The organism is Streptomyces amakusaensis (genome assembly GCF_039532665.1).
Classification (GTDB): domain Bacteria; phylum Actinomycetota; class Actinomycetes; order Streptomycetales; family Streptomycetaceae; genus Streptomyces; species Streptomyces amakusaensis.
Window position 1 is genome coordinate 214,840 of record NZ_BAAASB010000003.1, and the last position, 26,141, is coordinate 240,980.

Genomic DNA, 26,141 nt, shown 5'->3' on the forward strand with positions numbered 1-26,141 from the left:
ATAGGATGCGCAATAAGCAGTCGGAGGGACCGGACAACCATGGCCATCTACACGCTTCCTGATCTGCCGTACGACTACGCCGAACTCGAACCGGTCATCAACCCGCAGATCATCGAGCTGCACCACGACAAGCACCACGCCGCTTACGTCAAGGGCGCGAACGACACGCTTGAGCAGCTCGCGGAAGCCAGGGACAAGGACCAGTGGGGAGCGATCAACGGTCTGGAGAAGAACCTCGCGTTCCATCTCTCGGGCCACATCCTCCACAGCATCTACTGGCACAACATGACCGGTGACGGCGGCGGCGAGCCGCTGGACAAGGACGGTGTCGGAGAGCTGGCGGACGCGATCGCCGAGTCCTTCGGCTCCTTCGCCAAGTTCAAGGCACAGCTGACCAAGGCGTCCGCGACGACTCAGGGCTCGGGCTGGGGCGTACTGGCGTACGAGCCGGTCAGCCGCCGTCTGATCGTGGAGCAGGTCTACGACCACCAGGGCAATGTCGGCCAGGGCTCGGTGCCGATCCTGGTCTTCGACGCCTGGGAGCACGCCTTCTACCTTCAGTACAAGAACCAGAAGGTCGACTTCATCGACGCCATGTGGCAGGTCGTGAACTGGCAGGACGTCGCCAAGCGCTACGCCGAGGCCAAGGAGCGCACCCCGCTCATCGCGCCGTGACGCGCCGGGCCGCGTCCCCGGAACACCGGGGCGCGGCCCGCTCGTCCCCCCGCGTCCTGCTCGTGATCGTCTTCTCAGCCTTCACGTGCGGACGGATGAACGGAAGAACCCCCACGAGGATGTGACTCGTGGGGGTTCTTCCCGTTTCAGGCCTTTTGGGGCTTAAGGGTTAGAGGTTGGAGAAGTCGGGGTCGGCGGTACGGGTGCGCTTGAGCTCGAAGAATCCGGGGACCGAGGCCACCAGCAGGGTGCCGTCCCACAGCTTGGCGGCCTCCTCGCCCTTCGGGGTGGGGGTCACCACCGGGCCGAAGAAGGCGATCTGCTCGCCGTCCGCGCCGGGGACCGCGATGACCGGGGTGCCGACGTCCTGGCCGACCTTGTCGATGCCCTCCTTGTGGGAGGCGCGCACCTCGGTGTCGTAGTCACCCCGCTCCATGTACTCGATGAGCGAGGCGGGCAGGCCCGCGTCGGCCAGCGCGCCGGCGACCGCCTCGGGGGTGGGCCCCTCGCCCTTGTTGTGGAAGCGGGTGCCCAGCGCGGTGTACAGCGGGCCGAGAACCTGGGCGCCGTGCTGCTCGGCGGCGGCGACGGCGACCCGGACCGGGCCCCAGGCCCGCTTCAGGCTGTCGCGGTACTGCTCGGGAAGCTCGTCCTCCCGGCCCTCGTTGAGCACGGCGAGGCTCATCACGTGCCAGCTGACCTCGATGTCGCGGACCTTCTCCACCTCCAGCACCCAGCGGGAGGTCATCCAGGCCCAGGGGCACAGGGGGTCGAACCAGAAGTCCACCGGAGTCTTGCCGTTGTCGGACATCTCTCTCCTCATCGGGAATGTCGACGGAGTGCGTCGCCGGAACGCGCTCCGGGCCTCATCGGGGCAACGCCGCCGGTCGGGATCCGATTCCCGGGATACCGGTGAGCGGACGCGCATGGGAGTATCGGGGCGTTTGTCGCTGTCCCCGGCGCTGTGCCGACCACCGCGTTCGGGCGTTCGTTCGATCGCACGCCCGCCCTGCCGGAGAACCGCGTCCATCGAAGAGATCTGAAGGAGTGCTCCCGTGCCCGGTGAGAATCTGTCCCGCGACGAGGCCCGCCAGCGGGCGGAACTGCTGTCCGTCGACGGGTACGAGGTCCATCTCGATCTGCGCTCCGCCGTCGGGGACGACCCTCGGGACGCGGCGGGCTCCGGTCCCCGCACCTTCCGCTCGGTGACCACGCTCCGGTTCCGCTGCGCGAGCCCCGGGGCCCCGTCCTTCGCCGATCTGCTCGCCCCCGAGGTCACCTCGGTGACGCTGAACGGCACGGAGCTGGACCCGGCGGAGGTCTTCGACGGCACCCGGATCGCCCTGCCCTCGCTCGCCGAGTCCAATGTGCTGGTCGTGGACGCGCAGTGCGCCTACAGCCGCACCGGCGAGGGGCTGCACCGGTTCGTGGACCCGGAGGACGGCGAGGTCTACCTCTATACGCAGTACGAGCCGGCCGACGCCCGCCGGGTCTTCGCCAACTTCGAGCAGCCCGACCTGAAGGCTCCCTTCCGTTTCTCGGTGACCGCCCCCGAGGAGTGGACCGTCTGGAGCAACAGCGCGGGCGAGCGGGAGGCCGACGGGGTCTGGCGATTCGCCGAGACCCAGCCGATCTCCACGTACATCACCGCCGTCGTGGCCGGTCCGTACCACTATGAGACGGATGTCTACCGGCGGACCTTCGAGGACTCCACGGTGCTGGAGATCCCGCTCGGCGCGATGTGCCGCAAGGGGCTCGCCAAGCACTTCGACGCCGACGACATCTTCCTCGTCACCAAGCAGGGCCTGGACTTCTTCCACGACCGCTTCGACTACCCGTACCCCTTCGGCAAGTACGACCAGGCGTTTGTCCCCGAGTACAACATCGGGGCCATGGAGAACCCGGGCTGCGTCACCTTCCGCGAGGAGTTCGTCTTCCGGGGCAAGGTGACCCAGGCGTCCTACGAGCGCCGGGCCAACGTCATCCTGCACGAGATGGCGCACATGTGGTTCGGCGACCTCGTGACCATGGTCTGGTGGGACGACCTCTGGCTGAAGGAGTCCTTCGCCGACTTCATGGGCTCGTACTCGATGGTCGGCGCGACCCGCTTCACCAACGGCTGGGTCACCTTCGCCAACAACCGCAAGGCCTGGGCGTACCGCGCCGACCAGCTGCCCTCCACCCACCCCGTCACGGCCGACATCCGTGACCTGGAGGACGCCAAGCTGAACTTCGACGGCATCACCTACGCCAAGGGCGCCAGCGTGCTCAAGCAGCTGGTCGCCTATGTCGGCGAGGAGGCCTTCCTGGAGGGCGCGCGCCGGTACTTCAAGCGGCACGCGTACGGGAACACCCGCCTCGGCGATCTGCTGTCGGTGCTGGAGGAGACCTCCGGCCGGGACATGGCCGCCTGGTCGCGCTCCTGGCTCCAGACGGCCGGCGTCAATTCGCTGACCCCGGTGGTGACCTGCGACGCGGGCGGCCGGATCACCGAACTGGCCGTCGTCCAGGACGGGGACGAGCCGCGTCCGCACCGGGTGGCCGTCGGGCTCTACCGGCACGAGGGCACGGAGCTGGTGCGGTACGCGAGGGCCGAGGTCGACGTCACCGGCGCGCGGACCGACGTCCAGGAGCTGATCGGGGCCGAGCGGCCCGAGCTGGTGCTGGTCAACGACGACGATCTGACCTACTGCAAGATCCGTTTCGACGAGACCTCGCTGGCCGCCCTGCGGAGTTCGCTGGGGAACATCACCGACCCGCTGGCGCGCGCGCTCGCCTGGTCGGCGCTGTGGAACATGACACGGGACGCGCTGATGCCCGCCCGCGACTTCGTCGACCTGGTCCTCCGGTTCTCCGGGCGCGAGAGCGACATCGGCGTCCTCCAGATGCTGCACGCCTGGACCCACTCGGCGCTGACCCACTACGCGGCCCCCCAGTGGCGCGAGGAGGGCGGGCGGCTGCTCGCCGAGGGCGCGCTGCGGGAGCTGCGACTGGCCGAGCCGGCCAGTCAGCACCAGCTGACCTGGGCGCGGTTCTTCGCCTCCGCCGCCGAATCGGCCGCCGATCTGCAACTGCTCGAAGGACTGCTGGCGGGCACCGCGCGGATCGACGGCCTGGAGGTGGACCAGGAGCTGCGCTGGGCCTTCCTGGAGCCGCTCGCCTCGCACGGGCTCGCCGACGAGCGGGCGATCGCGGCGGAACTCTCCCGGGACGACACCGCGTCGGGCCGCCGCCACCAGCTCCGCTGCCTGGCGGCCCGGCCCTCGGCCGCCGTCAAGGAAGAGGCCTGGACGCAGGTGGTGGAGTCGGACACGCTCTCCAACGCGCTGGCGGGCGCGACGATCGCCGGGTTCGCGAAGTCGGGCCAGCGGGAGCTGCTCGCCCCGTACACCGACCGGTTCTTCGCCGCGATCGAGCGGGTCTGGGCGGAGCGGTCCATCCAGATCGGCATGGACGTGGTCTCCGGCCTCTTCCCCATGTACCAGGGGGAGCCCGCGCTGACGGCGGCGGACGCCTGGCTGACCGCGCACGAGTCGGCCGCGCCCGCGCTGCGCCGGCTGGTGCTGGAGGCCCGTGACGACCTCGCGCGCGGGCTGCGCGGGCAGGCGCGGGACGCCGAGGCGGCCTCGGCCCGCTGACCCGCGTGCGCCGGGGCGGGGGACGTGACCCCCGCCCCGGCGGCAGGTCCGGGGACGGGCACGGGCGGGGCGGACGGGCGCCCGGAAACAGGCCGCGCGAAAGTGGCCGCGGGATGTTTCAGCGGGGCGCGCCACCCGGGCGGACGTATCCGCGCCAGAAGGTTTCGGAGCCCGAGAGGCCCGTATTCCAAGGGAGTTGAGGGCGGGCGCGTCCCAGTCACTCGACAGCTTCGTCACGGAGGTTAGCGGTACGGCGAGCCGTGGGCATGCCCCGTGCATGAGACACGACACCCGCGCCCCCGCCCCCGTCGCCCTCCCCCGTGTGCTCTCCGCCGGACAGCTCCGGGCGCACGGCTTCACCCCCGCCCAGGCCGCCGCCCGCGTCCGGCCCGGCGGCCCCTGGCAGGCCCTGCTCCCCGGGGTCTATCTGCTCCACCGCTCGGCGGCCACCAGCCAGGAGCGGCTGCACGGGGTGCTGCTCTACGCCGGACGGCCCGCGGTTCCCTCGCAGGGCGGCACCGCTCCCCCGTACGGCACGGCGATGATCACCGGCCTCGCCGCCCTGGCGCTCCACCAGTTCGCCGCCGCGCCCCCGCTGCTCGACCTGGAGCACATCGACGTCCTGGTGGACCGGACCCGCCGGCTGCGGTCCACCGGCTGCGCCCGGATCGTCCGGGCGCAGGAGATGCCGGAGCCGGTGGAGGTCACCGGGCTGCCCGTCGCCCCCGTCGAGCGCGCCGTCGCCGACGCCGTGGAGCGGCTCACCGACCCGGGCGCGGTGCGCGCGCTGCTCACCGAGGCGGTCCGGCGCGGTCACTGCGAGCCCGGCGCGGTCGTCGCCGAACTGAACCGGGCGCGGCTGCTGGACCGCCCCCATGTGGTGGACGCGGTCGACCGGCTGCTCGCCGAGGGGCGCGCGCTCGCCGAGGAGCGGCTGTACACGCTGGTGCGCGAGTACGGGCTGCCCGACCCGGTGTGGAATGTGGAGCTGCGGATCCCCGGCGGCCCCCGGCTGGGCGGGGTGGACGCCTACTGGCCCGACCACGCCGTGGCGGTCGAGCTGAACACCCGGGCCCCGCGCCGCGACAAGGACGCCGGCTGGTCGGAGCACGCCCGTAAGCGCGAGCATCTGGAGCGGCTGGGAATCACCGTCGTCCATCTCACCCCGCACCGGCTGCGGGAGTCGCCCGAGCAGCAGGCGATGGTCGTACGCACCGCGCTGACCGCCGCCTGCGACCGGGAGCCCGCCGCGTATGTGGTGGTGCTGCCGCGCTGAACAGGACCCGGGCGAGAAGGAATCATCCGATAGGTCCCCGTTTACTCTCTGTGGCAGGTCCTGCACAGTGGCGGATCTATGCCATGACCACATCAGACATCCGTCAGCTCTCCACAAAACCCGGTCCCATAAGAGAGGCTGAGCGGTCATCCGGCACCGAAATCCGGACTGACTGATTACCGCCAGGGAAACGTCTCTTTCACAACCAGGGATGCTGATGACCCCCGATTCCCAGAGCTCCATATCCGGGCGCTCCGTGCCAGGTCCCAGACGCGCGGGCCGTATCGCGGCCGCGGCCTCCATGGTCGCCGCGCTGGTCGCCGCGGGCACCGTGCCGGTGTTCGCCGCCACCCCGGGCGAAGACCCCGCCGCCGTCTCGCCCGTCAAGTCGGCGAAGCCGGCCGACAAGCTCGGCTCCGCCGACGAGGAGCTGCTCGCCGAGGCCCAGGCCGAGGGCGACAAGACCGTCACCGTGATGGTCGCCACCGCGCCCGGCGCGACCGAGCAGGTGTCCCGGCAGCTGGACGCCATCGAGGGCGCGTTCGTCGGCAAGACGTACGACAAGCTCGGCTATGTCCGCGCCACGATCCCCACCGCGAAGGCCGAGGGCGCGCTGAAGGCCGCCGCGAAGCTCTCCAGTGTGCAGGGCATCGACCTCAAGCACGAGATCGAGCTGGAGGACCCGACCCCCGGCGGCGACGCCTCGAAGTCGGCGCGCAAGGCGGGCAAGCAGGCGGCGGCCCACCCGGCTCCCGGGAAGGACACCCCGGCGAAGAACCCGTACAACCCGTCCTTCGAGACGGGCGCGGTGGACTTCGTCAAGAAGAACCCGAAGTACGACGGCCGCGGCGTGACCATCGGCATCCTCGACTCGGGCATCGACGTCTCCCACCCGGCGCTCCAGAAGACCACCACCGGCGAGCGCAAGATCGTCGACTGGGTGACGGCGACCGACCCGGTCCTGGACCGCGACGGCACCTGGCTCCGGATGGACAAGAGCGTCACCGGCCCCTCGTTCACCGAGGCCGGACGCGCCTACACCGCCCCGGCGGGCTCGTACCGCTTCAGCGTCTTCTCGGAGCGGGCCACCCTCGGCGGCGACATGGCCGGCGACCTCAACCGCGACGGCGACACCACCGACAGCTGGGCGACGCTGTACGACGCCGGCACCCGGACCGTCCGTGTCGACCTGGACAACGACGGCGACTTCACCAACGACAAGGTGATGAAGCCGTACCGCAACGGCTTCCAGATCGGCTACTTCGGCAAGGACGACCCGGCCACCCCGGTCGCCGAGCGCATCCCGTTCGTGATCGAGGTCCGTGAGGACGTCGTGTACAACGCGGCCGGTTCGACGGCCGACTTCGTCAGCATCGGTGTCATCGAGGGCTCGCACGGCTCCCACGTCGGCGGCATCACCGCCGCCAACGGGCTGTTCGGCGGCAAGATGAACGGCGCCGCGCCCGGGGCCAAGCTGGTCTCCTCGCGCGCCTGCTCCTGGACCGGCGGCTGCACCAACATCGCGATGACCGAGGGTCTGGCCGACCTCGTCATCGAGCGCGGTGTGGACATCGTCAACATCTCCATCGGCGGTCTGCCGGCGCTGAACGACGGCAACAACACCCGCGCCCTGATGTACAACCGGCTGATCGACCTCTACGGGGTCCAGCTGGTCATCTCGGCGGGCAACGACGGCCCGGGCGTCAACACCATCGGCGACCCCGGCGTCGCCGACAAGGCGATCTCCGTCGGCGCGTCGATCACCAAGGAGACCTGGGCCTCCAACTACGGCTCCGCGGTCACCAAGAAGAACGCCATGATGCCGTTCTCCTCCCGGGGCCCGCGTGAGGACGGCGGCTTCACGCCGACCATCACCGGTCCCGGCGCGGCGATCCAGACCACCCAGACCTGGCAGGCCGGCGGACCGGTCGCCGAGTCCGGTTACGCGCTGCCGCCCGGCTACACGATGATGCAGGGCACCTCGATGTCCTCGCCGCAGGTGGCGGGCGCGGGCGCGCTGCTGCTCTCGGCCGCCAAGCAGCGCGGCATCGAGCTGTCCCCGGCCGATCTGCGCACCGCGGTCACCAGCACCGCGAACAGGATCCCCGGTGTGAAGGCCCATGAGCAGGGCGCGGGCATGATCGACGTGGTGGACGCCTGGAAGTCCGTCCTGGACGGCGCGACCGCGCACGAGTACAGCGTCAAGGCCCCGGTCGACACCGCGATCGACGGCGCGCTGAAGACCCCGGGCTTCGGCACCGGTCTCTACGACCGCGAGGGCGGTCTGACGGCCGGCAAGTCGAAGACGTACGACATCACCGTCACCAGGACCACCGGTCCGGCGGGCGCGCGCTGGCACGACCTGACGTGGAAGAACAACCCGGGCAACACCTTCCGGCTGCTCAACGGCGACCGGGTGCGGCTGCCGCTGAACCAGCCGGTCACCGTGACCGTGCAGGCGCGGCCGAAGGCGGCCGGGGTGCACAGCGCCATCCTGGAGCTGGACGACGCGCGCACCGAGGGCGTCGACAAGCAGGTGCTGTCGACCGTCGTGGTCTCCACCGAGCTGGCGAAGTCGCAGTACGCCCTGTCGGCCTCCGACACCGTGCAGCGCAACAGCCACCACTCGTACTTCGTCACCGTGCCGCAGGGCGCGAAGACCCTTGAGGTCGCGCTCGGCTCCCTCGCCGAGGGCAGCCAGACGCGGTTCATCTCCCTCCACCCGTACGGGGTGCAGATGGAGAACAGCGCGACGGTCAACTGCTACCCGAACTACAACAACCCGGCGAACACGTGCCGTCCGGACCTGCGTTCGTACGCCAACCCGCAGGCGGGCGTCTGGGAGATCGAGGTCGAGTCGCGTCGCACCTCGCCGCTGCTGGACAACCCGTACAAGCTGGACGTCACCGTGCTGGGCGCGGAGTTCGCGCCGGAGCCGCAGAAGCTCACCGAGGCGAAGATCGGCACGCCGACCGCCGTCGAGTGGACGGTGACCAACCGCGGCGCGGCCGTGGACGGCAAGCTGGCGGGCGGTTCGCTCGGTTCCGCGAAGGTCGCCCGGCCGACGGTCAAGCAGGGTGAGATCCAGGAGACGACCGTCGTGATCGGCGAGGGCGTCGAGCGCCTCGATGTCGCGATCGGCGGGGTCTCGGACGCCAAGGCCGACCTGGACCTGGCGGTCTACCGGGGCAGCACGCTGGTCGGACAGGCCGCGGACGGCGACTCGGAGGAGGCCGTCAGCCTCGCCAGGCCGGCCGCCGGCACCTACCGCATCGTGGTCGACGGCTACTCGGTCCCGGCCGGGACCACCGAGTACGCCTACCAGGACGTCTTCTTCGCGCCGTCGCTCGGCGAGCTGAAGGTGGACGCGGCGAGCACGGTCAAGCTGGGCTACGGCGAGACCGCCCGGGCCCGCGCGAACGTCGTGGTGGCCGGTGCCGCGCCCGAGGGACGTCAGTTCTTCGGCGAGGCCCGGCTGGTCAACGCGCGCGGCACCGCCGCGGGCGCGGGCAGCGTCGTGATCGAGAAGGTCACGCCGTAACCGCGACACGCTGAACCGAGGGGGGCGTCCGAGGCCGGACGCCCCCCTTTTCCCCTGTTCAGCCGCCCTCTCCTCGCGTCCCGCCGACGCCGCCGGGCATGTCCTGCGTCACACCGTCCGTCCCTCGGACAATGGACTGGACAATCCGGCCGGGGACATACGCATCATGGGGTGCACTCAGCCTCGTAAAATTGGCACAAAACGCACAGAGGAGACATCGGTGAGGGTCGGAATCGTCGGAGCGACCGGTCAGGTCGGCACAGTCATGCGCAGCATCCTCGCCGAGCGGAAGTTCCCCGTCGCCGAGCTGCGGCTCTTCGCCTCGGCGCGGTCCGCCGGGTCCACGATCGAGTGGGAGGGCCGGGAGATCACCGTCGAGGACGCGGCCGAGGCCGACTACTCGGGGCTGGACATCGTGCTCTTCTCGGCGGGCGGCGCGACCTCCCGCGCGCTGGCGGAGAAGGTCGCCGGACAGGGCGCCGTCGTGATCGACAACTCCTCGGCGTGGCGGATGGACCCCGAGGTGCCGCTGGTGGTCTCCGAGGTGAACCCGCACGCGGTCAAGGACCGCCCGAAGGGGATCATCGCCAACCCGAACTGCACCACCATGGCCGCGATGCCGGTGCTGAAGCCGCTGTCGCTGGAGGCGGGGCTGATCACCCTGGTCGCCACCACCTACCAGGCCGTGTCCGGATCCGGTGTGGCGGGCGTGGCCGAGCTGGACGGCCAGATCAGGGGGACCGCCGAGCGGGCGACCGAGCTGACCCACGACGGCTCCGCGGTGGACTTCCCCGAGCCGGGCGTCTACAAGCGGCCCATCGCCTTCAACGTTCTGCCGCTGGCGGGCAACCTGGTGGACGACGGCTCCTTCGAGACCGACGAGGAGCAGAAGCTCCGCAACGAGTCCCGCAAGATCCTGGAGCTGCCGGAGCTGAAGGTGTCCGGAACCTGTGTACGGGTACCGGTCTTCTCCGGCCACTCGCTCCAGGTGAACGCCGGCTTCGAGCGCCCCCTGAGCGTCGAGCGGGTGTACGAGCTGCTCGCCGGCGCCCCCGGGGTGGAGCTCTCCGAGATCCCGACCCCGCTCCAGGCGGCCGGCAAGGACGCCTCGTACGTCGGGCGGGTCCGGGCGGACGAGACGGTGGAGCACGGGATCGCGCTCTTCCTCTCCAACGACAACCTCCGCAAGGGGGCCGCGCTGAACGCCGTCCAGATCGCCGAGCTGGTGGCCGACGAGCTTCGGGGCTGACCGGGGCACGGTGCGCCGTGCCCCCCCTGCCCGCTCCGGGCCGGGGGCCCGGCGCACCGGACGGACCTGGGGTTTCTCCGTGCCGACGCGATGACCCGCAGGCCCTCGGGACGTGCCGCGTGGAAGGATGGCGGCAAACGTCACGAACCCGAGGAGATGACCGCGTGCCTGGCACGAACCTGACCCGCGAAGAGGCGCAGCAGCGGGCGCGCCTGATCACCACCCACGCGTACGAGATCGACCTCGACCTGAGCGGCGCGCAGGAGGGCGGTCTCTACCGCTCGGTGACCCATGTGCGCTTCGACTCCGCCGAGGCGGGCGCGGAGACCTTCATCGACCTGGTCGCCCCGGCCGTCCACGAGGTCGTGCTGAACGGCAAGTCGCTCGACGTCGCGGCCGTCTTCCGGGACTCGCGGATCGCGCTGAACCATCTGCACCACGGGCAGAACACGCTGATGGTGGTCGCGGACTGCGCGTACACCAACACCGGCGAGGGTCTGCACCGCTTCGTCGACCCGGTGGACGAGCAGGCGTACCTCTATACGCAGTTCGAGGTGCCGGACGCGCGCCGGGTCTTCGCGAACTTCGAGCAGCCGGACCTGAAGGCGACGTTCCAGTTCACCGTGAAGGCCCCCGAGGGCTGGACGGTGATCTCGAACTCCACCACCCCCGAGCCCGAGGGCACCCTCTGGCGGTTCGAGCCGACGCCCCGGATCTCCACGTACATCACGGCCCTGATCGTCGGCCCGTACCACTCGGTGCACAGCTCGTACGAGAAGGACGGCCAGTCCGTGCCGCTCGGCGTCTACTGCCGGCCCTCGCTCGCCGAGTACCTGGACGCGGACGCGATCTTCGAGGTCACCCGGCAGGGCTTCGACTGGTTCCAGGAGAAGTTCGACTACGCGTACCCCTTCGAGAAGTACGACCAGCTGTTCGTACCGGAGTTCAACGCGGGGGCGATGGAGAACGCGGGCGCGGTGACCATCCGCGACCAGTACGTCTTCCGCTCGAAGGTGACGGACGCGGCGTACGAGGTGCGTGCGGAGACGATCCTGCACGAGCTGGCCCACATGTGGTTCGGCGACCTCGTCACCATGGAGTGGTGGAACGACCTCTGGCTGAACGAGTCCTTCGCCACCTACACCTCGATCGCCTGCCAGGCCGCCGCCCCCGGCTCGCGCTGGCCGCACTCGTGGACCACGTTCGCCAACTCCATGAAGACCTGGGCCTACCGCCAGGACCAGCTGCCGTCCACGCACCCGATCATGGCCGAGATCCGGGACATCGACGACGTCCTGGTGAACTTCGACGGGATCACCTACGCCAAGGGCGCGTCCGTGCTCAAGCAGCTGGTGGCGTACGTCGGCGAGGACGAGTTCTTCCGGGGCGTCCAGGCGTACTTCAAGGCGCACGCCTTCGGCAACACCCGGCTGACCGATCTGCTGGGCGCGCTGGAGAAGACCTCGGGCCGCGATCTGACGACCTGGTCGCAGAAGTGGCTCCAGACGGCGGGCATCAATGTGCTGCGGCCGGAGATCGAGGTGTCCGCCGAGGGCTTCGTGACCTCCTTCGCGGTGCGCCAGGAGGCCCCCGCGCTCCCCGCCGGGGCCAAGGGCGAGCCCACGCTGCGACCGCACCGGATCGCGATCGGCTGCTACGACCTCGACGCGAGCGGCAAGCTGGTCCGCACCGACCGGATCGAGCTGGACGTCGACGGCGAGCTGACCGAGGTGCCGTTCCCGGCGGACACCCGCCGGCCCGCGGTGATCCTGCTGAACGACGACGACCTCTCGTACGCGAAGGTCCGCCTCGACGAGGAGTCCCTGGCCTTCGTCACCGAGCACCTGGGCGACTTCGCCGAGTCGCTGCCGCGCGCGCTGTGCTGGTCGGCCGCGTGGGACATGACGCGCGACGGCGAGCTGGCGGCGCGGGACTACCTCTCGCTGGTGCTGTCGGGCATCGGCAAGGAGTCGGACATCGGCGTGGTGCAGTCGCTGCACCGCCAGGTGAAGTCGGCGATCGACCTGTACGCGGCCCCGCAGTGGCGCGAGGCGGGGCTGACCCGGTGGACGGACGCCACGCTGGCGCATCTGCGCGGCGCCGAGCCGGGCAGCGACCACCAGCTGGCGTGGGCGCGCGCCTTCGCGGCGACCGCGCGCACCCCGCAGCAGCTGGATCTGCTCCAGGCGCTGCTGGACGGGGCCCAGTCGATCGAGGGCCTGGCCGTCGACACCGAGCTGCGCTGGGCGTTCGTGGAGCGGCTGGCGGCGACCGGGGTGCTCGACGAGGACGGCATCGCGGCGGAGTACGAGCGGGACCGGACGGCGGCGGGCGAGCAGCACGCGGCCACCGCGCGCGCCGCGCGGCCGACCGAGGAGGCCAAGGCGGAGGCCTGGGCCCTGGTGGTGGAGGGCGACAGCCTGACCAACTCCAAGCAGGAGGCCGTGATCTCGGGCTTTGTGCAGAGCGACCAGCGTGAGCTGCTCGCGCCGTACTCCGAGCGGTACTTCGCGGCCGTCAAGGGCGTGTGGGAGAGCCGCAGCACGGAGATGGCGCAGCAGATCGCGGTCGGTCTGTACCCGGCGCTCCAGGTCTCGCGGGAGACGCTGGCGGCGACGGACGCCTGGCTGGAGTCGGAGCAGCCGAGCGCGGCGCTGCGGCGGCTGATCTCGGAGTCCCGGTCGGGTGTCGAGCGCGCGCTGAAGGCGCGGGCGGCGGACGAGGCCTCGGCCTCCTAGACCGTTCCCGGGCCGCGGCCCGGGGGCCCTCCGGGCCGCGGCTGACATCGTTTCCAGCTTGGCTGAAAATAGCGCATGTGACGCCCAGCTCATCAGAGCTGGGCGTCTTCGCGCTGCCCCAAGCGTCAATATCAGGCCAAATTAAGGACGCTTCGTCATCTGCCGTTACCAGACCCGGATATGCTCCCCGACTGACGTCATATGATCATTCCCGTTCCGATGGTTTGAGGGTGCTGATGGTCCGACAGCAAGCGTCGACCGAGTCTCCGCGGCCCGCGGCTTCCCTTGTGTGGCTCGTGCCCGTCGTCGTGACCGCCGTCGCCGCCGCCATCGCGGCGGCCGTGGTGTCCGGATCCGCGCGCACCGCGGTCATCTGGGTCGATGTCATCGCCGTCACCGCCATCGCGATCTCCTGCGCCGAGACCGTGCGCAGAGGCCGCCGGGCGACCCTGCTCAGCGCCCGCCTCGCCGAGCGCGAGGCGGCCCTCGCCCGGGAGCAGGCCGAGACCACCCGGCTGGTGCGCGAGCTGCTCCCCGAGGTGGTGCGGCGGCTGCGCGAGGGCGAGTTCCCCGAGGACATCCTCGACTCCCTCCGGACCTCCACCGAGCACCAGGTCGTGCTCAGCTCCGTGCTCGACGCGGTCTCCCGCGAGGAAGACCTCCGCGAGTCCGCCCAGCGCGCCTTCGTGAACATCGCCCGCCGCGTCCAGGCCATCGTGCACCAGCAGGCCCAGCAGCTGCGGGAGATGGAGGACCGGCACGGCAAGAACAACGAGGTCTTCGGCGATCTGCTCCGCATCGACCACGGCACCGCGCTGATCGGCCGGCTCGCCGACTCCATCGCGGTCCTCGGCGGCGCGCGCCCCGGCCGCCAGTGGAGCCGGGCCGTCCCCCTCTACAGCGTGATGCGCGGCGCGATGTCCCGGATCATCGACTACCAGCGGGTCGAGCTGCACTCGGTCTCCGAGGTCGCCGTCGTCGGCACCGCCGTCGAGCCGCTGATCCACGCGCTCGCCGAGCTGCTCGACAACGCCACCCGCTACTCGCCGCCGCAGACCAAGGTCCATCTCACGGCCGTCGACGTGAACTCCGGCATCGCCGTGGAGATCGAGGACGGCGGCGTGAGCATGAGCGAGGAGGCCCGGCTGCGGGCCGAGCGCATGCTCCGCCAGGCCCAGCAGGGCATCGACGTCAACGATCTGGGCGAGACGCCCCGCCTCGGCCTCGCGGTGGTGGGCCGCCTGGCCCAGGCCTACGGCTTCCGGGTCTCGCTCCGTTCCTCGGCGTACGGCGGGGTGCGCGCCATTCTCGTCGTACCGAAGGAACTGATCACCACCGTCGCCTCGGCGACAGGGCTCGCACACGGCATCGGCGCGGCCTCCGGGCCACGCTCCAGCGGTGTGCCGATCACCCACGAGGAGCCGGTCGGACAGGCCGCCGGCCCCGCGATCGCGGATCTCATGACGGACGACGAGCTCCCGGTCATCACCGAACGGACGGCGACCGGACTGCCTCAGCGGCGCCGTAAGAGCCCCGTCACCGCAGCGCCCGCGGCCGTCGCCCAGCCCCAGCCGGAGGCCGCGCCCGCGGTGCAGCCCGGTATGTGGCTCGCGGCGTTCCAGAACGGCCTGGCCGGTGAGACAACCCAGACGAACAAGGGGAGTACGCAGCCATGATTCAGCAGCAGTCCAACCAGACCAACATGGACTGGATGCTCAAGGACTTGGCGGAAGGCGTACCGCAGACCAGACACGTGATCGTGCTGTCGGCGGACGGACTGCGGATGGCGCAGTACGGCGCGGACCACGACACGGCGGACCGGCTGGCGGCGGCCTGCGCCGGACTCCAGTCCCTGGCCGGCGCGGTCGCCTCCGAACTCCCGGGCAGCGACGGCCGGATGCATCTCGTGGTCATCGAGATGACCGGCGGCTTCTTCTACCTGATGGCGGCGGGCTCGGGTGCCTTCCTCGCCGTGCTCGCCGATGAGGGGGTCGACGCGGGCCTCATGGGTCAGCGGATGCGCGACCTCGTACTCCGGATCGGAGAGCACCTGTCCAGCCCGCCGCGGCAGGACAGGCAGACCGCGTGAGCAACGCTGGGGACTGGGAGGAGAGCAGTCCCGAGCGGTTGTACGTCATCACGGGGGGCCGCAGCGGAGCCTCCGGGCCGGCCACGCTCGACCTGGTCACGCTGATCGTGGCCAAGTCGGGCCCCCGGCACGGTATGCAGCCCGAGCACAACGCGATCATCCGTCTGTGCCAGTCCCCGCTCTCGGTGGCCGAGATATCGGCGTACCTGAGTCTTCCGGTGAGCGTCGTCACCGTCCTGCTGAGCGATCTGCTGCTCGACAGCCAGGTGATGGCCCGCGCTCCGGTCCAGCCCGCGCTACTCCCCGACCGCGCTTTGATTGAGGCAGTGATCGATGGACTTCAGAAGCTCTGAGCAGGCCGTGGGCCCGCGCAGCGAGGATGTGCTGCCGGAGACGGCCACCGCCGCCGTCAAGGTGGTCATCGTGGGCGGTTTCGGAGTGGGCAAGACGACCCTCGTCGGCTCGGTGAGCGAGATCAAGCCGCTCACCACCGAGGAGACGATGACCCAGGCCGGAGTCGGCGTCGACGACCTCCAGGGGGTGGAGCGCAAGACCTCCACCACCGTGGCCATGGACTTCGGCCGCATCAGCATCAACGAGGAGCTGGTGCTGTATCTGTTCGGCACCCCGGGGCAGCAGCGCTTCTGGTTTCTGTGGCGCGGGCTCTTCGAGGGCGCGCTGGGCGCGGTCGTCCTGGTGGACACCCGGCGGCTGGAGGTCAGCTTCGATGTCATCGGGCGGCTGGAGGAGCGGCGGGTGCCGTTCGTCGTCGCGATCAACACCTTCCCGGAAGCCCCGATGTATCCCATCGAGGAGATCCGGACGGCGCTCGATCTGCCGCTGTCGGTGCCGATCGTGGACTGCGACGCGCGGCTGAGGGGCTCCAGCAGGGATGTGCTGATGACGCTGATGCGGTATCTCCAGTCCCTGGCGGTGACGGCGGACGCCGTCACCTGAGGAGTGCCGTCCACTACTTGAGAAGTGTCGTCCGGGCCGGGCCGGGCTCCGGTACCGCCGGAGCGTCCGCCGCCCGCCCGCGCGGTCGCAGCTGCCCGGCCAGGGTCGCGCCGAACGCGACGGTCATTCCCAGCAGTTGTACAGGGGTGAGCGCCTGCCCCAGCGCCGCCCAGCCGATGACGGCGGCGGTGATGGGCGTGAGCGGGCCCAGCAGGGTGGCCGAGGTGGCCGTCAGCCGCTCGATGCCGCGGAACCAGAGCCAGTAGGCGACGGCCGTGTTGGCGAGCGCGAGATAGAGATATCCGGCGATGTTCGTGCCGCTCAGCGCGGGCGGCGCGCCCTCGGCCAGCAGGGCGACCGGGGCGATGAGCAGTCCGCCGGCGGTGAGCTGCCAGCCGGTCATCACCAGCGGTCCCACGCCCTCGGGGCGGCCCCAGCGCTTGGTCAGGACGGTTCCGGCGGACATCGAGGCGGAGGAGGCGAGCCCGGCCAGCAGTCCGACGAGATCGAACCCGGCCCCGGCGCGCAGCACCACCAGGCTCACCCCGAGGGCCGCCGCGATCGCGGCGAGCAGGGTGCGGACCGTCGCCCGCTCGCTCAGCAGCAGTGCGGAGAGGCCGACGACGAACAGCGGCCCCACCGAGCCGACGACGGCGGCCACCCCGCCGGGCAGCCGATAGGCGGCGAGGAAGAGCAGCGGGAAGAACGCGCCTATGTTGAGCACGCCCAGCACACCCGTCTTCCACCACCACGGGCCGCGCGGCACCACCCGGGTGGCGGCCAGTATCAGCAGCCCGGCGGGCAGGGCCCGCATCAGACCGGTGAACAGGGGGCGGTCGGGTGGCAGGAACTCCGTGGTGACCGCGTAGGTGGAGCCCCAGGAGACCGGGGCGAGCGCGGTGAGGGCGATGACGGCAGCGCGGTTCATGGCGATCCTCCGAGGCGGGCCGAAAAGCTCGATGTTAAGTAGCTTAGCCCTAAGCTACTTAACGTCAAGCAGCTTACTTGCGTTCAACCCATGGCCTTTGGATACTTGCCCCATGAACTCAACAGCCATCCCCGGGCCCGGGTCCGGGCCCGCCCGGGACGCCGTCGACGCGATCGTGGACCAGTGGGCGGCGGTGCGGCCCGATCTCGACACCGGCCCGATGGCGGTCTACGGGCGTGTCTACCGGATCGCCCGCGAGGTGGGCGATCTGATGGAGCGGGAGTACCGGCGGTACGGCGTCACGCGCGGCGAGTTCGACGTGCTCTCGGCGCTGCGGCGGTCCGGGGAGCCCTACACGCTCTCGCCCCGGGAGCTGTCGGCGACGCTGATGCTGACCACCGGGGGGATGACCGGGCGGCTGGACAAGCTGGAGAGGTCGGGGCTGCTCACGCGCAGCCCCGACCCGAGCGACCGGCGGGGGCTGCGGGTCACCCTCACCGCACGCGGCCTTGAGGTGATCGAGGAGGCGGTGGGGGCCGGACTGGCGCTCCAGCACCGGCTGTTCGACTCGGCGCTCACCGAGGAGCAGGGGGAGCTGCTCGGGGAGCTGCTGCGGCTGCTGATGGCCGCGCGGCCGTCATAGAGAAGCGCCCGGCGGGCGGCTTGGCGGCGGGCGGCTGGCGGCGGGAAAAGGGCATGGCAAAGGCGCTCGGGGGTGCGGTGTGCACACCCCGGAGCGCCCTCGCCGAAGGTCGCGGCGGACCGGTGGGCGTCAGCCCGGCCGGTCAGCTCTGCTCCGGCTCCTGCTTCCCGGACTTGTCGAGGACCATCACCAGGCCCGCGATGACCAGGAAGATCGCCAGCGGCGCGGCCACGAAGAGGCCGAGCGTCTCGGCCACGGTCAGACCCGGGCCCGGGTCGTCGCCGTCGTCAGGCGTCAGAGCGAGCGCGGGGGACGACATGAGCATCATCATCAGCGTCGTACCGGCCGTGACGGCGCCGGCGCGCAAAGCGTTCTTCTTGTCCACGGTGCCAACGTAGCGAACGGCTGATCGGACCGCGCGCCCGGGGTGCCGTACGGGCGGGGGCGCACCGGCTGACGCTAACGGGCGGCGGGTGCGGCGAAGACCTCCATGAGGCCGCGCAGCCGGGGGGAGTCCGCCAGCTCCTCCAGGGTGAGCGGCCGGGCGTCGGCGTCGGCGAGGGGCAGCCGCCAGTTGGGGTACTGGTCCCAGGTGCCGGGGAGGTTCTGCGGGCGGCGGTCGCCCACCGTGTCCGGCAGCCAGACGCCGACCAGCCGGGCGGGGGTGCTCAGCAGAAAGCGGTGGACGGCGCGGATCAGGCCCTCCTCGCCGGGCTCGTCCTCCGGCAGCAGCCCGAGGCTCCGGAGCAGCCGCAGCCACTCCTCGACATCGGCCCGCTCGCTCAGCCGCTCCTGCCGGGCGGGCCGGGTGAGCAGGCCGAGGCGGTCGCGCAGCTCCACATGGTCCCCGGCGAGCCGGGCGGCGGTCGGGGGCAGATCGTGGGTGGTCGCGGTGGCGACGCAGCCCTCGCGCCAGGCCCGGGCGGGCAGCGGGCGACCGCCGCCCGCCCAGTCGCGCTCGAACCAGAGGACGGAGGTGCCCAGCACCCCGCGCCGCGCCAGGCTCTCGCGTACGCCCGGTTCGACCGTGCCGAGATCCTCGCCCAGGACGAGCGCGCCGGCCCGGTGGGCCTCCAGGACGAGGACGGCGAGCATCGCCTCGGCGTCGTGGCGGACATAGGTCCCGGCGCCCGGCGGGCCGCCCTCGGGGACCCACCAGAGCCGGAAGAGGCCCATGACATGGTCGATCCGCAGCGCGCCCGCGTGGCGGAGGGCCCCGCGCAGCAGCTCGCGGAAGGGCGCGTACCCCGAGGCGGCGAGCGCGTCGGGACGCCAGGGCGGCAGCCCCCAGTCCTGGCCGTGGGCGTTGAAGGCGTCGGGGGGCGCTCCGACGGACATCCCGGGGGCGAAGATCTCGCCGTGTGCCCAGGTGTCCGCGCCCTCGGGGTGTACGCCGACGGCGAGGTCGTGGACGATGCCGACGCCCATGCCCGCGTCCCGGGCCGCTCCGGCGGCTTCGGCGAGCTGGCAGTCGGTGAGCCAGACCGCCCGGCAGTGGAAGTCGACGCGGTCCATCAGCTCGTGGCGGGCGCGGGCGGTGTCGGGCGAGCGCGGGTCCCTGAGCCCCGGCGGCCAGCTCCGCCAGTGGGGGCCGTGGACCTCGGCGAGGGCGCACCAGGTGGCGTGGTCCTCCAGCGCCCGGCCGGCCGTGGCGAGGTAGTCGTGGTGGGCGGCGCGCCGGCCGGGGCCGAGGGGGAGGCGGTGCAGCACCTCCAGCGCCTCGTGCTTCAGCGTCCGGACGGCGTCCCGGTCGATCAGCGCTCCCTTGTCGAGGACCGAGGCGCGCAGCCGGGCGGCCCTGGCGCGGATCTCGTCGAGCCGCTCGCGCTCGGGCCCCTCGGCGTAGGCGTATTCGGGGACGGACTCGATCCGCAGATGCACGGGGTCGGGGAAGCGGCGGGAGGAGGGGCGGTAGGGGGACGGGTCGCTGATGCCGCCGGGTCCGGCGGGGACGGCCGCGTGCAGCGGGTTGACCTGGACGAAGCCGGAGCCGAGGGAGCGGCCGGACCAGGCGGCCAGTTCGGCGAGGTCGCCGAGGTCGCCCATGCCCCAGGAGCGGCTGGAGAGCAGGGAGTAGAGCTGGACGAGCAGGCCGTGGGAGCGGGCGGGCGGTCCGGGGGCGCGGGCGGGGGCGACGACGAGCAGGGCGGTCGCGGTGCGGCCGTCGGCCGTCCGGGCGGTGAGCCGGTGCACCCCGTACGGCGCGGTCCGCCAGTCCTCGCTCTCGCCGCCGCCTTCCAGGGCGACGCTCAGGGCCGTCCCGGCGGGGAGCGCGGCGAGGGCGGGGGGATCGGGCTCCCCGCTCCAGACGACCACGGTCGGGGGCAGCGGGCCGCGGGCGGCGGACTCGGCCCGGCCCAGGGCCTCCTGAACGGCCGCCGGAGTGCTCGCGTCCACCCCGAGCGCGGCGAGGACCGCGACGAGGGTCGCCTCGGGGACGGGGACGGGGACGCCTTCCGGCGGGGTGTGGGCGGCTTCGACTCCGTGCAGCGCGGCGAGCCGGGCCAGGCCCATGCGGGGTCCTCCTCAGACTCCTGGGGATCGGGGGGCGCCGGCGGTTCCGGCGGCGGTGGGCTCGCTGGTGAGCGGGGCCGCGTCGGCGAGCGGGGGCTCGCTGGTCAGGGGGGCGGCGTCGGGCAGCGGAGGCTCGCTGGTCAGGGGCCCGGTCGCGGAGGGCTCGGCTATGAAGGGGCCGGACGGGCCGAGGAGGGCGGACTTGCCGCCGCGCGGGGCGCGTTCGCCGGCCCGCGCGCCGGGTTTCCCCGAGCGGGCGCGGGCCCGGTCCCGGGGCTGGGGCGGGGGCTGATTCCGGGACTGGGCCTCGGTCTGCCGGGCCTCGGCCTGGGCCTGCGCGGCGAGGGCGGAGCACAGCAGATGGGCGGATGCGGTCATGGCGGACGCTCCCAACGGACGGTACGGCGGTACGGACGGTCCCTTCGGCCCCTACCCGGCGGGCCCCGCCGCAGACATCTTTGATCAGTGAACGTGGCCCGCGTCACATTTCGTTCCCGACGTGCCGAGCGCCCCCCGGATGCCGGTTGCCCGGAGAGCGGACACACCCCTTCCGGGCTTCCGCGCGCCCCCGGCCGGACGCTTCGGCACTCACCTCGGCAGGCAAAAGGAACACAACGGCCACGCGCGTTGACACTTTCCGGGCAAGGGTGGTGGGCTCGCAATCAAACAGAGACATGGGCGAGACATTCAGGTGACCGAAAGGGGACATGCGTGCGACGTACGCACAGGAGGCACACGGCCACCGCCGTCACCGTCGCGGTGATCGGCGGCCTCCTCTCCGGCGCCCCGGGCGCGGCCGCCTCCCCCACCGACCCCGCCTCCCCCGCCCGCGCCGCCGCCGACCCCGCCGAGGACGGCCCGCTGCCCCCGGTCTGGCCCCGGCCGCAGTCCCTCCGGGCGGCGGGGAAGGCCGTACCCCTGGGCGGGGAGGCCACTCTGATCGCCGGGTCCGGGGCCGATCCGCGCGCCGTCGAGCTGACGGAGCGGCAGCTGCGCGCGGCGGGCGTGGGGACGGTCCACACCGCGCTGCCCGGGCGCGGCCCGGTCTTCCACATCGGCGGCGAGGGCGCGCGGGACGCTCTGAACGCCCTGCGCGCGCCGCACCGCGCCGATCTGCCGTCGGGCGGCTACCGGATCGCGGTCGGCGAGATCGGGGGCCGGGGCGCGGTCGCGGTCGACGGCGTCGGCGAGAGCGGGCTGTTCCACGGCGTCCAGACGCTGCGGCAGCTGATCACCGGAGCGCCCGGCGGCAGAAGAGCCGTCGCCGGGGCCGTCGTGCGGGACTGGCCGGGCACCGTCGTCCGGGGCGTCACCGAGGGCTTCTACGGGGAGCCGTGGAGCCATCAGGAGCGGCTCGCGCAGATCGACTTCATGGGCCGGACCAAGCAGAACCGCTATCTGTACGCCCCGGGCGACGACCCCTACCGGCAGGCGCGCTGGCGCGATCCCTACCCCGCCGCCCAGCGCGCGGAGTTCCGCGAACTCGCCGAGCACGCGCGGCGCAACCATGTCACCCTCGGCTGGGCGGTCGCTCCCGCGCAGGAGATGTGCCTCTCCGACGACGGCGAGGTGCGGGCGCTCATCCGCAAGATCGACGCCATGTGGGCACTGGGCGTGCGCGCCTTCCAGCTCCAGTTCCAGGACGTCAGCTACAGCGAGTGGCACTGCCGCGCCGACGCCCGCGCCCACGGCTCGGGCCCGCAGGCGGCGGCGCGCGCCCAGGCCCGGGTGGCGGACGCGGTGGCCCGGCATCTGGCCGAGCGCCATCCGGAGGCGGAGCCGCTGTCGCTGATGCCGACGGAGTTCTACCAGGAGGGCGCGACCGAGTACCGGCGCGCGGTCGCCGAGACGCTCGATCCCCGGGTGCAGGTGGCCTGGACCGGGATCGGGGTGGTGCCGCGCACCATCACCGGCCGGGAGCTGGCGGGCGTCCGGGACGCGTTCCGGCATCCGCTGGTCACCATGGACAACTACCCGGTCAACGACTACGCGCAGGACCGGATCTTCCTCGGCCCCTACACGGGACGCGAGCCGGCGGTCGCCACCGGTTCGGTCGCCCTGCTGGCGAACGCGATGGAGCAGGCCTCGGCCTCCCGCATCCCGCTGTTCACCGCCGCCGACTTCGCCTGGAATCCGCGCGGCTACCGTCCCCGGGAGTCCTGGGAGGCGGCCCTGTCCGATCTCGCGGACGGCGACGCCGGGGCCCGCCGGGCGCTGGGCGCGCTCGCGGGCAACCACGCCTCCTCCATACTCGACCCCACCGCCGAGTCCGCCTACCTCCAGCCCCTCCTCGACGATTTCTGGCGGCTGCGCGGCACCTCGGACACGGCGGCCGGCGAGCGGGCGGCCAAGGCCCTGCGCGCCGAGTTCACCGTGATGCGCGAGGCCCCGGACCTGCTGACCCGGCCCGCCGGCGGCCGGCTGGACGACGAGGTGCGCCCCTGGCTGGACCAGCTCTCCCGGTACGGGCGGGCCGGTGAGATCGCCGTGGACATGCTGGCGGCCCAGCTCGACGGCGACGGGGAGCGGGCCTGGTCGGCCGCCCTGGAGCTGGAGCGGGTGCGCGAGGAGCTGGCGTCGAGCCGGGCCACGGTCGGCAAGGGCGTACTGGATCCGTTCCTGGAGCGCGCGGTGAAGGAGTCGGCCGCCTGGACGGGCGCGGACCGGTTCGGAAAGAGCGCGGGCGAGCCGACCGTACGGCTGGACCGGGCCCGGCCGCTGGGCACGGTGGTCGCGATGACCGAGCCCGGCACGGCCGCCCGGCTGGAGGCCCATGTGCCGGGCGAGGGCTGGCGGCGGCTCGGCCCGCTCTCGCCCAGCGGCTGGACCCAGGCCGACGCGCGCGGGGTGCGCGCGGACGCGGTCCGGGTCACGGCCGAGGACGGCACGGCGGTCGGCGTGCGGTCGGTGGTGCCGTGGTTCGCCGACGAGCCCGCCGCCCGGCTCTCCCTGGCGCGGGAGCGGGCGGACGCGGCGATCGGCGGCGGCCCGCAGCGCACGGAGGTGCGGCTGACGCCGCAGCGGCCCGGCGAGGTGCGCGGCGCGCTCACCGCGAAGGCCCCTGCCGGGATCAAGGTCAAGACCCCCAAGAAGACGACGGTGCCGCGCGGGGTGCGGACGACCGTGCCGGTGGAGGTCTCCGTCCCGAAGGACACCCCCGCCGGGGAGTACCGGGTCCCGCTCTCCTTCGCCGGCCAGGAGCGGACCCTGACGGTGCACGCGTATCCGCGCACCGGGGGCCCCGATCTGCTGCGCGGTCCGGGGGTCGGGGCGTCCTCCTCCGGTGACGAGACGCCCGACTTCCCCGCGTCCGCCGTCCTCGACGGCGACCCGGCCACCCGCTGGTCCTCCCCGGTCGAGGACACCGCCTGGTGGCAGGCGGAGCTGCCCGAGCCGGTCCGGCTGGGGCAGGTGGTGCTGCACTGGCAGGAGGCGTACGCGGCGGACTACCGCGTCCAGGTCTCGGCGGACGGCCGCGTCTGGCGCACGGCGGCGACGGTGACCGGCGGCGCGGGCGGCCGGGAGGCGGTCCGGATGGACAGCCGCGACGTCCGCTTCATCCGTGTCCAGGGCGACCGCCGGGCGACCCGGTTCAGCTACTCGCTGTGGTCGGTGGAGGCGTACGCGGTGGCGGGCCGGTAGCCCCGCCGGGGCCGGGCCCGGGCGGAGGCCCCGGGCCCGCCGGAGGCCCCGGCCTCAGGCCGAGACGCCGTCGATCCGGGCCATCGCGTCCTCCGCGCCGTACGGCTGGAGATAGGGCATCCAGCGCGGGTCGCGGTGCCCGGTCCCGATGATCCGCCAGGCCAGACCGCTGGGCGGCGCGGGCTGATGGCGCAGCCGCCAGCCCAGCTCCAGCAGATGCCGGTCCGCCTTGACGTGATTGCAGCGGCGGCAGGCCGCCACCACGTTGTCCCAGGCATGCTGTCCGCCGCGGCTGCGCGGCACCACATGGTCGACGCTGGTCGCGACGCCCCCGCAGTACATACAGCGCCCGCCGTCCCGGGCGAAGAGCGCTTTGCGCGTCAGCGGCACGGGCCCCCGGTAGGGCACTCGGACGAACCGCTTCAGCCGGACGACGCTGGGCGCGGCGACGATCCGGGTGGCACTGTGCATGAAGGCGCCGGACTCCTCAAGGCAGAGGGCCTTGTTCTCCAGGACGAGGACGAGCGCGCGGCGGAGCGGTACGACGCCGAGGGGCTCGTACGACGCGTTGAGGACCAGGACGTGCGGCACGGTGGATGCCTCCTTGTACGCCGGCGGCGCGTGGCTCGCGCCGGGACGATCTGCTCTCAGTCTCTCCTCAGGCCCGCTCCGAGCGCCACCACGTGGCCGTAACGGGCTCGAAGTGTTTTCAACCACATCGACTGTGACAACGCGCGACCGGGTGAATTCGTCCCCGGGTGACACTTCTCTCTCCCCCGAACGCGGCAACGGGGTGGGCCGGGATGCCCCGTTAGTGTGGTTGGCCAGCCCCCCAAGCCCTGCCTGGAGGTCATCCCTCGTGACCGCGAGTCCCCTGTCCGTCCTGCTCGCCGCCGACGAGCCCTCGGCCCCCGCCTCCCCCGAGCCGGGGACCGTCTCCTTCGACGAGGCGGCCCAGCACGCGGAGGACGCCGCCGGCTGGGTGGAGCAGAACTGGTCCACCTGGCTGAACACCAGCCTGCGGATCGTGCTGATCCTGGTGGTCGCGCTGGTGCTGCGCATGCTGGTGCGCCGGGCGCTGACCAAGTTGATAGAGCGGATGAACCGCTCCGCCCAGGCGGTGGAGGGCACGGCCCTCGGCGGTCTGCTGGTCAACGCCGAGCGGCGGCGGCAGCGCTCGGAGGCCATCGGCTCGGTGCTGCGGTCGGTGGCGTCCTTCCTGATCCTGGGCACCGCGGGGCTGATGATCCTCGGCGCGTTCAGCATCGATCTGGCCCCGCTGCTGGCATCGGCCGGTGTGGCGGGCGTCGCGATCGGCTTCGGCGCACGGAATCTGGTGACCGACTTCCTCTCCGGCGTCTTCATGATCATGGAGGACCAGTACGGGGTGGGCGACTCGGTCGACGCGGGCGTCGCGTCCGGCGAGGTCGTCGAGGTCGGGCTGCGGGTGACCAAGCTGCGCGGCGACTCCGGCGAGATCTGGTACGTGCGGAACGGCGAGATCAAGCGGATCGGCAACCTCAGCCAGGGGTGGGCGACCGCCGCCGTCGATGTGACGGTCCGGCCCTCGGAGGATCTGGAGCGGGTGCGCGAGGTGATCGCCGGGGTCGCGGACGATCTGGCCAAGGCGGAGCCGTGGAACGAGCAGCTGTGGGGCCCGGTGGAGATCCTGGGGCTGACCGAGGTGCTGCTCGACTCGATGACCGTCCGGATCTCGGCCAAGACGATGCCGGGCAAGGCCCTGGGCGTCGAGCGGGAGCTGCGCTGGCGGATCAAGCACGCCTTCGACGCGGCGGGCATCCGTATCGTCGGCGGGCTGCCGCTCGTCCTCGACGACGCCCCCGCCGCCGACCCGGCCGCCTCCGTCGCGCCCCCGTCCGCGCTGGCGAGCCCGACCTCCCCGCAGTCGCTCGCGGCCTCCCCGATACCGCCCCCGGTGAATCTGACGAAGTAGCCGCGGCAGACGGAGCGGCGAACAGCGCGAACAGCGCGAGCGGAACCACGGCGGACGCCCCGGCCCACCCGGCCCGGGGCGTCCGCCGTCGTCGTACCCGGAGAACCCGCGCGGGAGTACGCCGCGCCGAACCGTGGCAGATAACGGATTGATAGCCCCGTAGGCATGGACCATTGACGCCCACCCGGCAGGCGGCTTAGTTTCCTCTGGACGGGACAGGAAACTTTCCTAACAGTGCAGGTAGAAACGTCGCAGCCGGAAGGCAGGTGCATCCATCGTGGCCGGAACCACCCCCAC

General features: G+C 72.2%; 19 protein-coding genes. 13 read left to right on the forward strand and 6 right to left on the reverse strand.

Annotation, left to right across the window (positions count from 1 at the left end; all coding sequences use genetic code 11):
• Window positions 1-39 precede the first annotated feature (39 nt).
• On the forward strand, window positions 40-675 hold the full coding sequence (locus tag ABD371_RS06110) for a superoxide dismutase (RefSeq protein ID WP_344473550.1): 636 nt from the start codon (window positions 40-42) through the stop codon (window positions 673-675).
• Between the two features lie 169 nt (window positions 676-844).
• On the opposite strand, the gene ABD371_RS06115 is transcribed toward ABD371_RS06110, so the two are convergent.
• Window positions 845-1,486: a mycothiol-dependent nitroreductase Rv2466c family protein gene (locus ABD371_RS06115; RefSeq protein WP_344473552.1), complete on the reverse strand. Its 642-nt coding sequence runs from the start codon at window positions 1,484-1,486 to the stop codon at window positions 845-847.
• Window positions 1,487-1,730: 244 nt separating this feature from the next.
• Between ABD371_RS06115 and pepN (ABD371_RS06120) the strand changes: the two genes are divergently transcribed.
• The 9 genes from pepN (ABD371_RS06120) (at window position 1,731) to ABD371_RS06160 (ending at window position 16,163) form a co-directional block, all read left to right on the forward strand.
• Complete coding sequence (pepN, locus tag ABD371_RS06120; RefSeq protein ID WP_344473554.1) at window positions 1,731-4,313, forward strand: aminopeptidase N; 2,583 nt, start codon at window positions 1,731-1,733, stop codon at window positions 4,311-4,313.
• A 277-nt stretch (window positions 4,314-4,590) separates the two neighbouring features.
• The gene (locus ABD371_RS06125) at window positions 4,591-5,589 is read left to right on the forward strand and encodes a hypothetical protein (protein ID WP_344473556.1); all 999 of its coding nucleotides are present in this window, start codon (window positions 4,591-4,593) and stop codon (window positions 5,587-5,589) included.
• Window positions 5,590-5,800: 211 nt separating this feature from the next.
• Window positions 5,801-9,130, forward strand: coding sequence for a S8 family serine peptidase (locus ABD371_RS06130; protein WP_344473558.1), 3,330 nt, complete (start codon window positions 5,801-5,803; stop codon window positions 9,128-9,130).
• Window positions 9,131-9,350: 220 nt separating this feature from the next.
• A complete protein-coding gene (locus ABD371_RS06135) occupies window positions 9,351-10,379 on the forward strand; it encodes an aspartate-semialdehyde dehydrogenase (RefSeq protein WP_344473560.1) in 1,029 nt (342 codons plus the stop codon).
• A 164-nt stretch (window positions 10,380-10,543) separates the two neighbouring features.
• The gene (gene pepN / locus ABD371_RS06140) at window positions 10,544-13,117 is read left to right on the forward strand and encodes an aminopeptidase N (RefSeq protein WP_344473562.1); all 2,574 of its coding nucleotides are present in this window, start codon (window positions 10,544-10,546) and stop codon (window positions 13,115-13,117) included.
• A 236-nt stretch (window positions 13,118-13,353) separates the two neighbouring features.
• A complete protein-coding gene (locus ABD371_RS06145) occupies window positions 13,354-14,793 on the forward strand; it encodes a sensor histidine kinase (RefSeq protein ID WP_344473564.1) in 1,440 nt (479 codons plus the stop codon).
• Window positions 14,790-15,206: a roadblock/LC7 domain-containing protein gene (locus ABD371_RS06150; protein WP_344473565.1), complete on the forward strand. Its 417-nt coding sequence runs from the start codon at window positions 14,790-14,792 to the stop codon at window positions 15,204-15,206. Before ABD371_RS06145 ends, ABD371_RS06150 begins: the two co-directional genes overlap by 4 nt.
• Window positions 15,203-15,559: a DUF742 domain-containing protein gene (locus tag ABD371_RS06155; protein WP_190122633.1), complete on the forward strand. Its 357-nt coding sequence runs from the start codon at window positions 15,203-15,205 to the stop codon at window positions 15,557-15,559. Before ABD371_RS06150 ends, ABD371_RS06155 begins: the two co-directional genes overlap by 4 nt.
• The gene (locus tag ABD371_RS06160) at window positions 15,540-16,163 is read left to right on the forward strand and encodes a GTP-binding protein (RefSeq protein ID WP_190122632.1); all 624 of its coding nucleotides are present in this window, start codon (window positions 15,540-15,542) and stop codon (window positions 16,161-16,163) included. Before ABD371_RS06155 ends, ABD371_RS06160 begins: the two co-directional genes overlap by 20 nt.
• 13 nt (window positions 16,164-16,176) lie before the next feature.
• On the opposite strand, the gene ABD371_RS06165 is transcribed toward ABD371_RS06160, so the two are convergent.
• Window positions 16,177-17,091 (reverse strand): EamA family transporter, encoded by a 915-nt coding sequence (locus tag ABD371_RS06165; protein ID WP_344473568.1) that lies wholly within the window; start codon window positions 17,089-17,091, stop codon window positions 16,177-16,179.
• A gap of 112 nt (window positions 17,092-17,203) precedes the next feature.
• On the opposite strand from ABD371_RS06165, the gene ABD371_RS06170 reads away from it, so the two are divergent.
• Window positions 17,204-17,734 carry a MarR family winged helix-turn-helix transcriptional regulator gene (locus ABD371_RS06170; protein ID WP_344473571.1) on the forward strand — a complete coding sequence of 177 codons (531 nt, stop codon included), beginning with the start codon at window positions 17,204-17,206 and terminating at the stop codon, window positions 17,732-17,734.
• Window positions 17,735-17,876: 142 nt separating this feature from the next.
• Here ABD371_RS06170 and ABD371_RS06175 read toward each other — a convergent pair whose 3' ends face one another.
• From ABD371_RS06175 to ABD371_RS06185, 3 genes are all read right to left on the reverse strand, one after another.
• Window positions 17,877-18,119, reverse strand: coding sequence for a hypothetical protein (locus ABD371_RS06175; protein ID WP_344473574.1), 243 nt, complete (start codon window positions 18,117-18,119; stop codon window positions 17,877-17,879).
• A gap of 74 nt (window positions 18,120-18,193) precedes the next feature.
• The gene (gene malQ / locus ABD371_RS06180; RefSeq protein ID WP_344473577.1) at window positions 18,194-20,248 is read right to left on the reverse strand and encodes a 4-alpha-glucanotransferase; all 2,055 of its coding nucleotides are present in this window, start codon (window positions 20,246-20,248) and stop codon (window positions 18,194-18,196) included.
• Window positions 20,249-20,260: 12 nt separating this feature from the next.
• Window positions 20,261-20,626, reverse strand: a complete 366-nt coding sequence (locus tag ABD371_RS06185) for a hypothetical protein (RefSeq protein ID WP_344473580.1) — start codon at window positions 20,624-20,626, stop codon at window positions 20,261-20,263.
• A 333-nt stretch (window positions 20,627-20,959) separates the two neighbouring features.
• On the opposite strand from ABD371_RS06185, the gene ABD371_RS06190 reads away from it, so the two are divergent.
• Window positions 20,960-23,890, forward strand: coding sequence for a glycoside hydrolase family 84 protein (locus ABD371_RS06190; RefSeq protein ID WP_344473583.1), 2,931 nt, complete (start codon window positions 20,960-20,962; stop codon window positions 23,888-23,890).
• A gap of 54 nt (window positions 23,891-23,944) precedes the next feature.
• On the opposite strand, the gene ABD371_RS06195 is transcribed toward ABD371_RS06190, so the two are convergent.
• On the reverse strand, window positions 23,945-24,481 hold the full coding sequence (locus tag ABD371_RS06195; RefSeq protein WP_190122626.1) for an HNH endonuclease: 537 nt from the start codon (window positions 24,479-24,481) through the stop codon (window positions 23,945-23,947).
• A 268-nt stretch (window positions 24,482-24,749) separates the two neighbouring features.
• On the opposite strand from ABD371_RS06195, the gene ABD371_RS06200 reads away from it, so the two are divergent.
• Window positions 24,750-25,844, forward strand: a complete 1,095-nt coding sequence (locus ABD371_RS06200; protein ID WP_381733236.1) for a mechanosensitive ion channel family protein — start codon at window positions 24,750-24,752, stop codon at window positions 25,842-25,844.
• Window positions 25,845-26,141 lie beyond the last annotated feature (297 nt).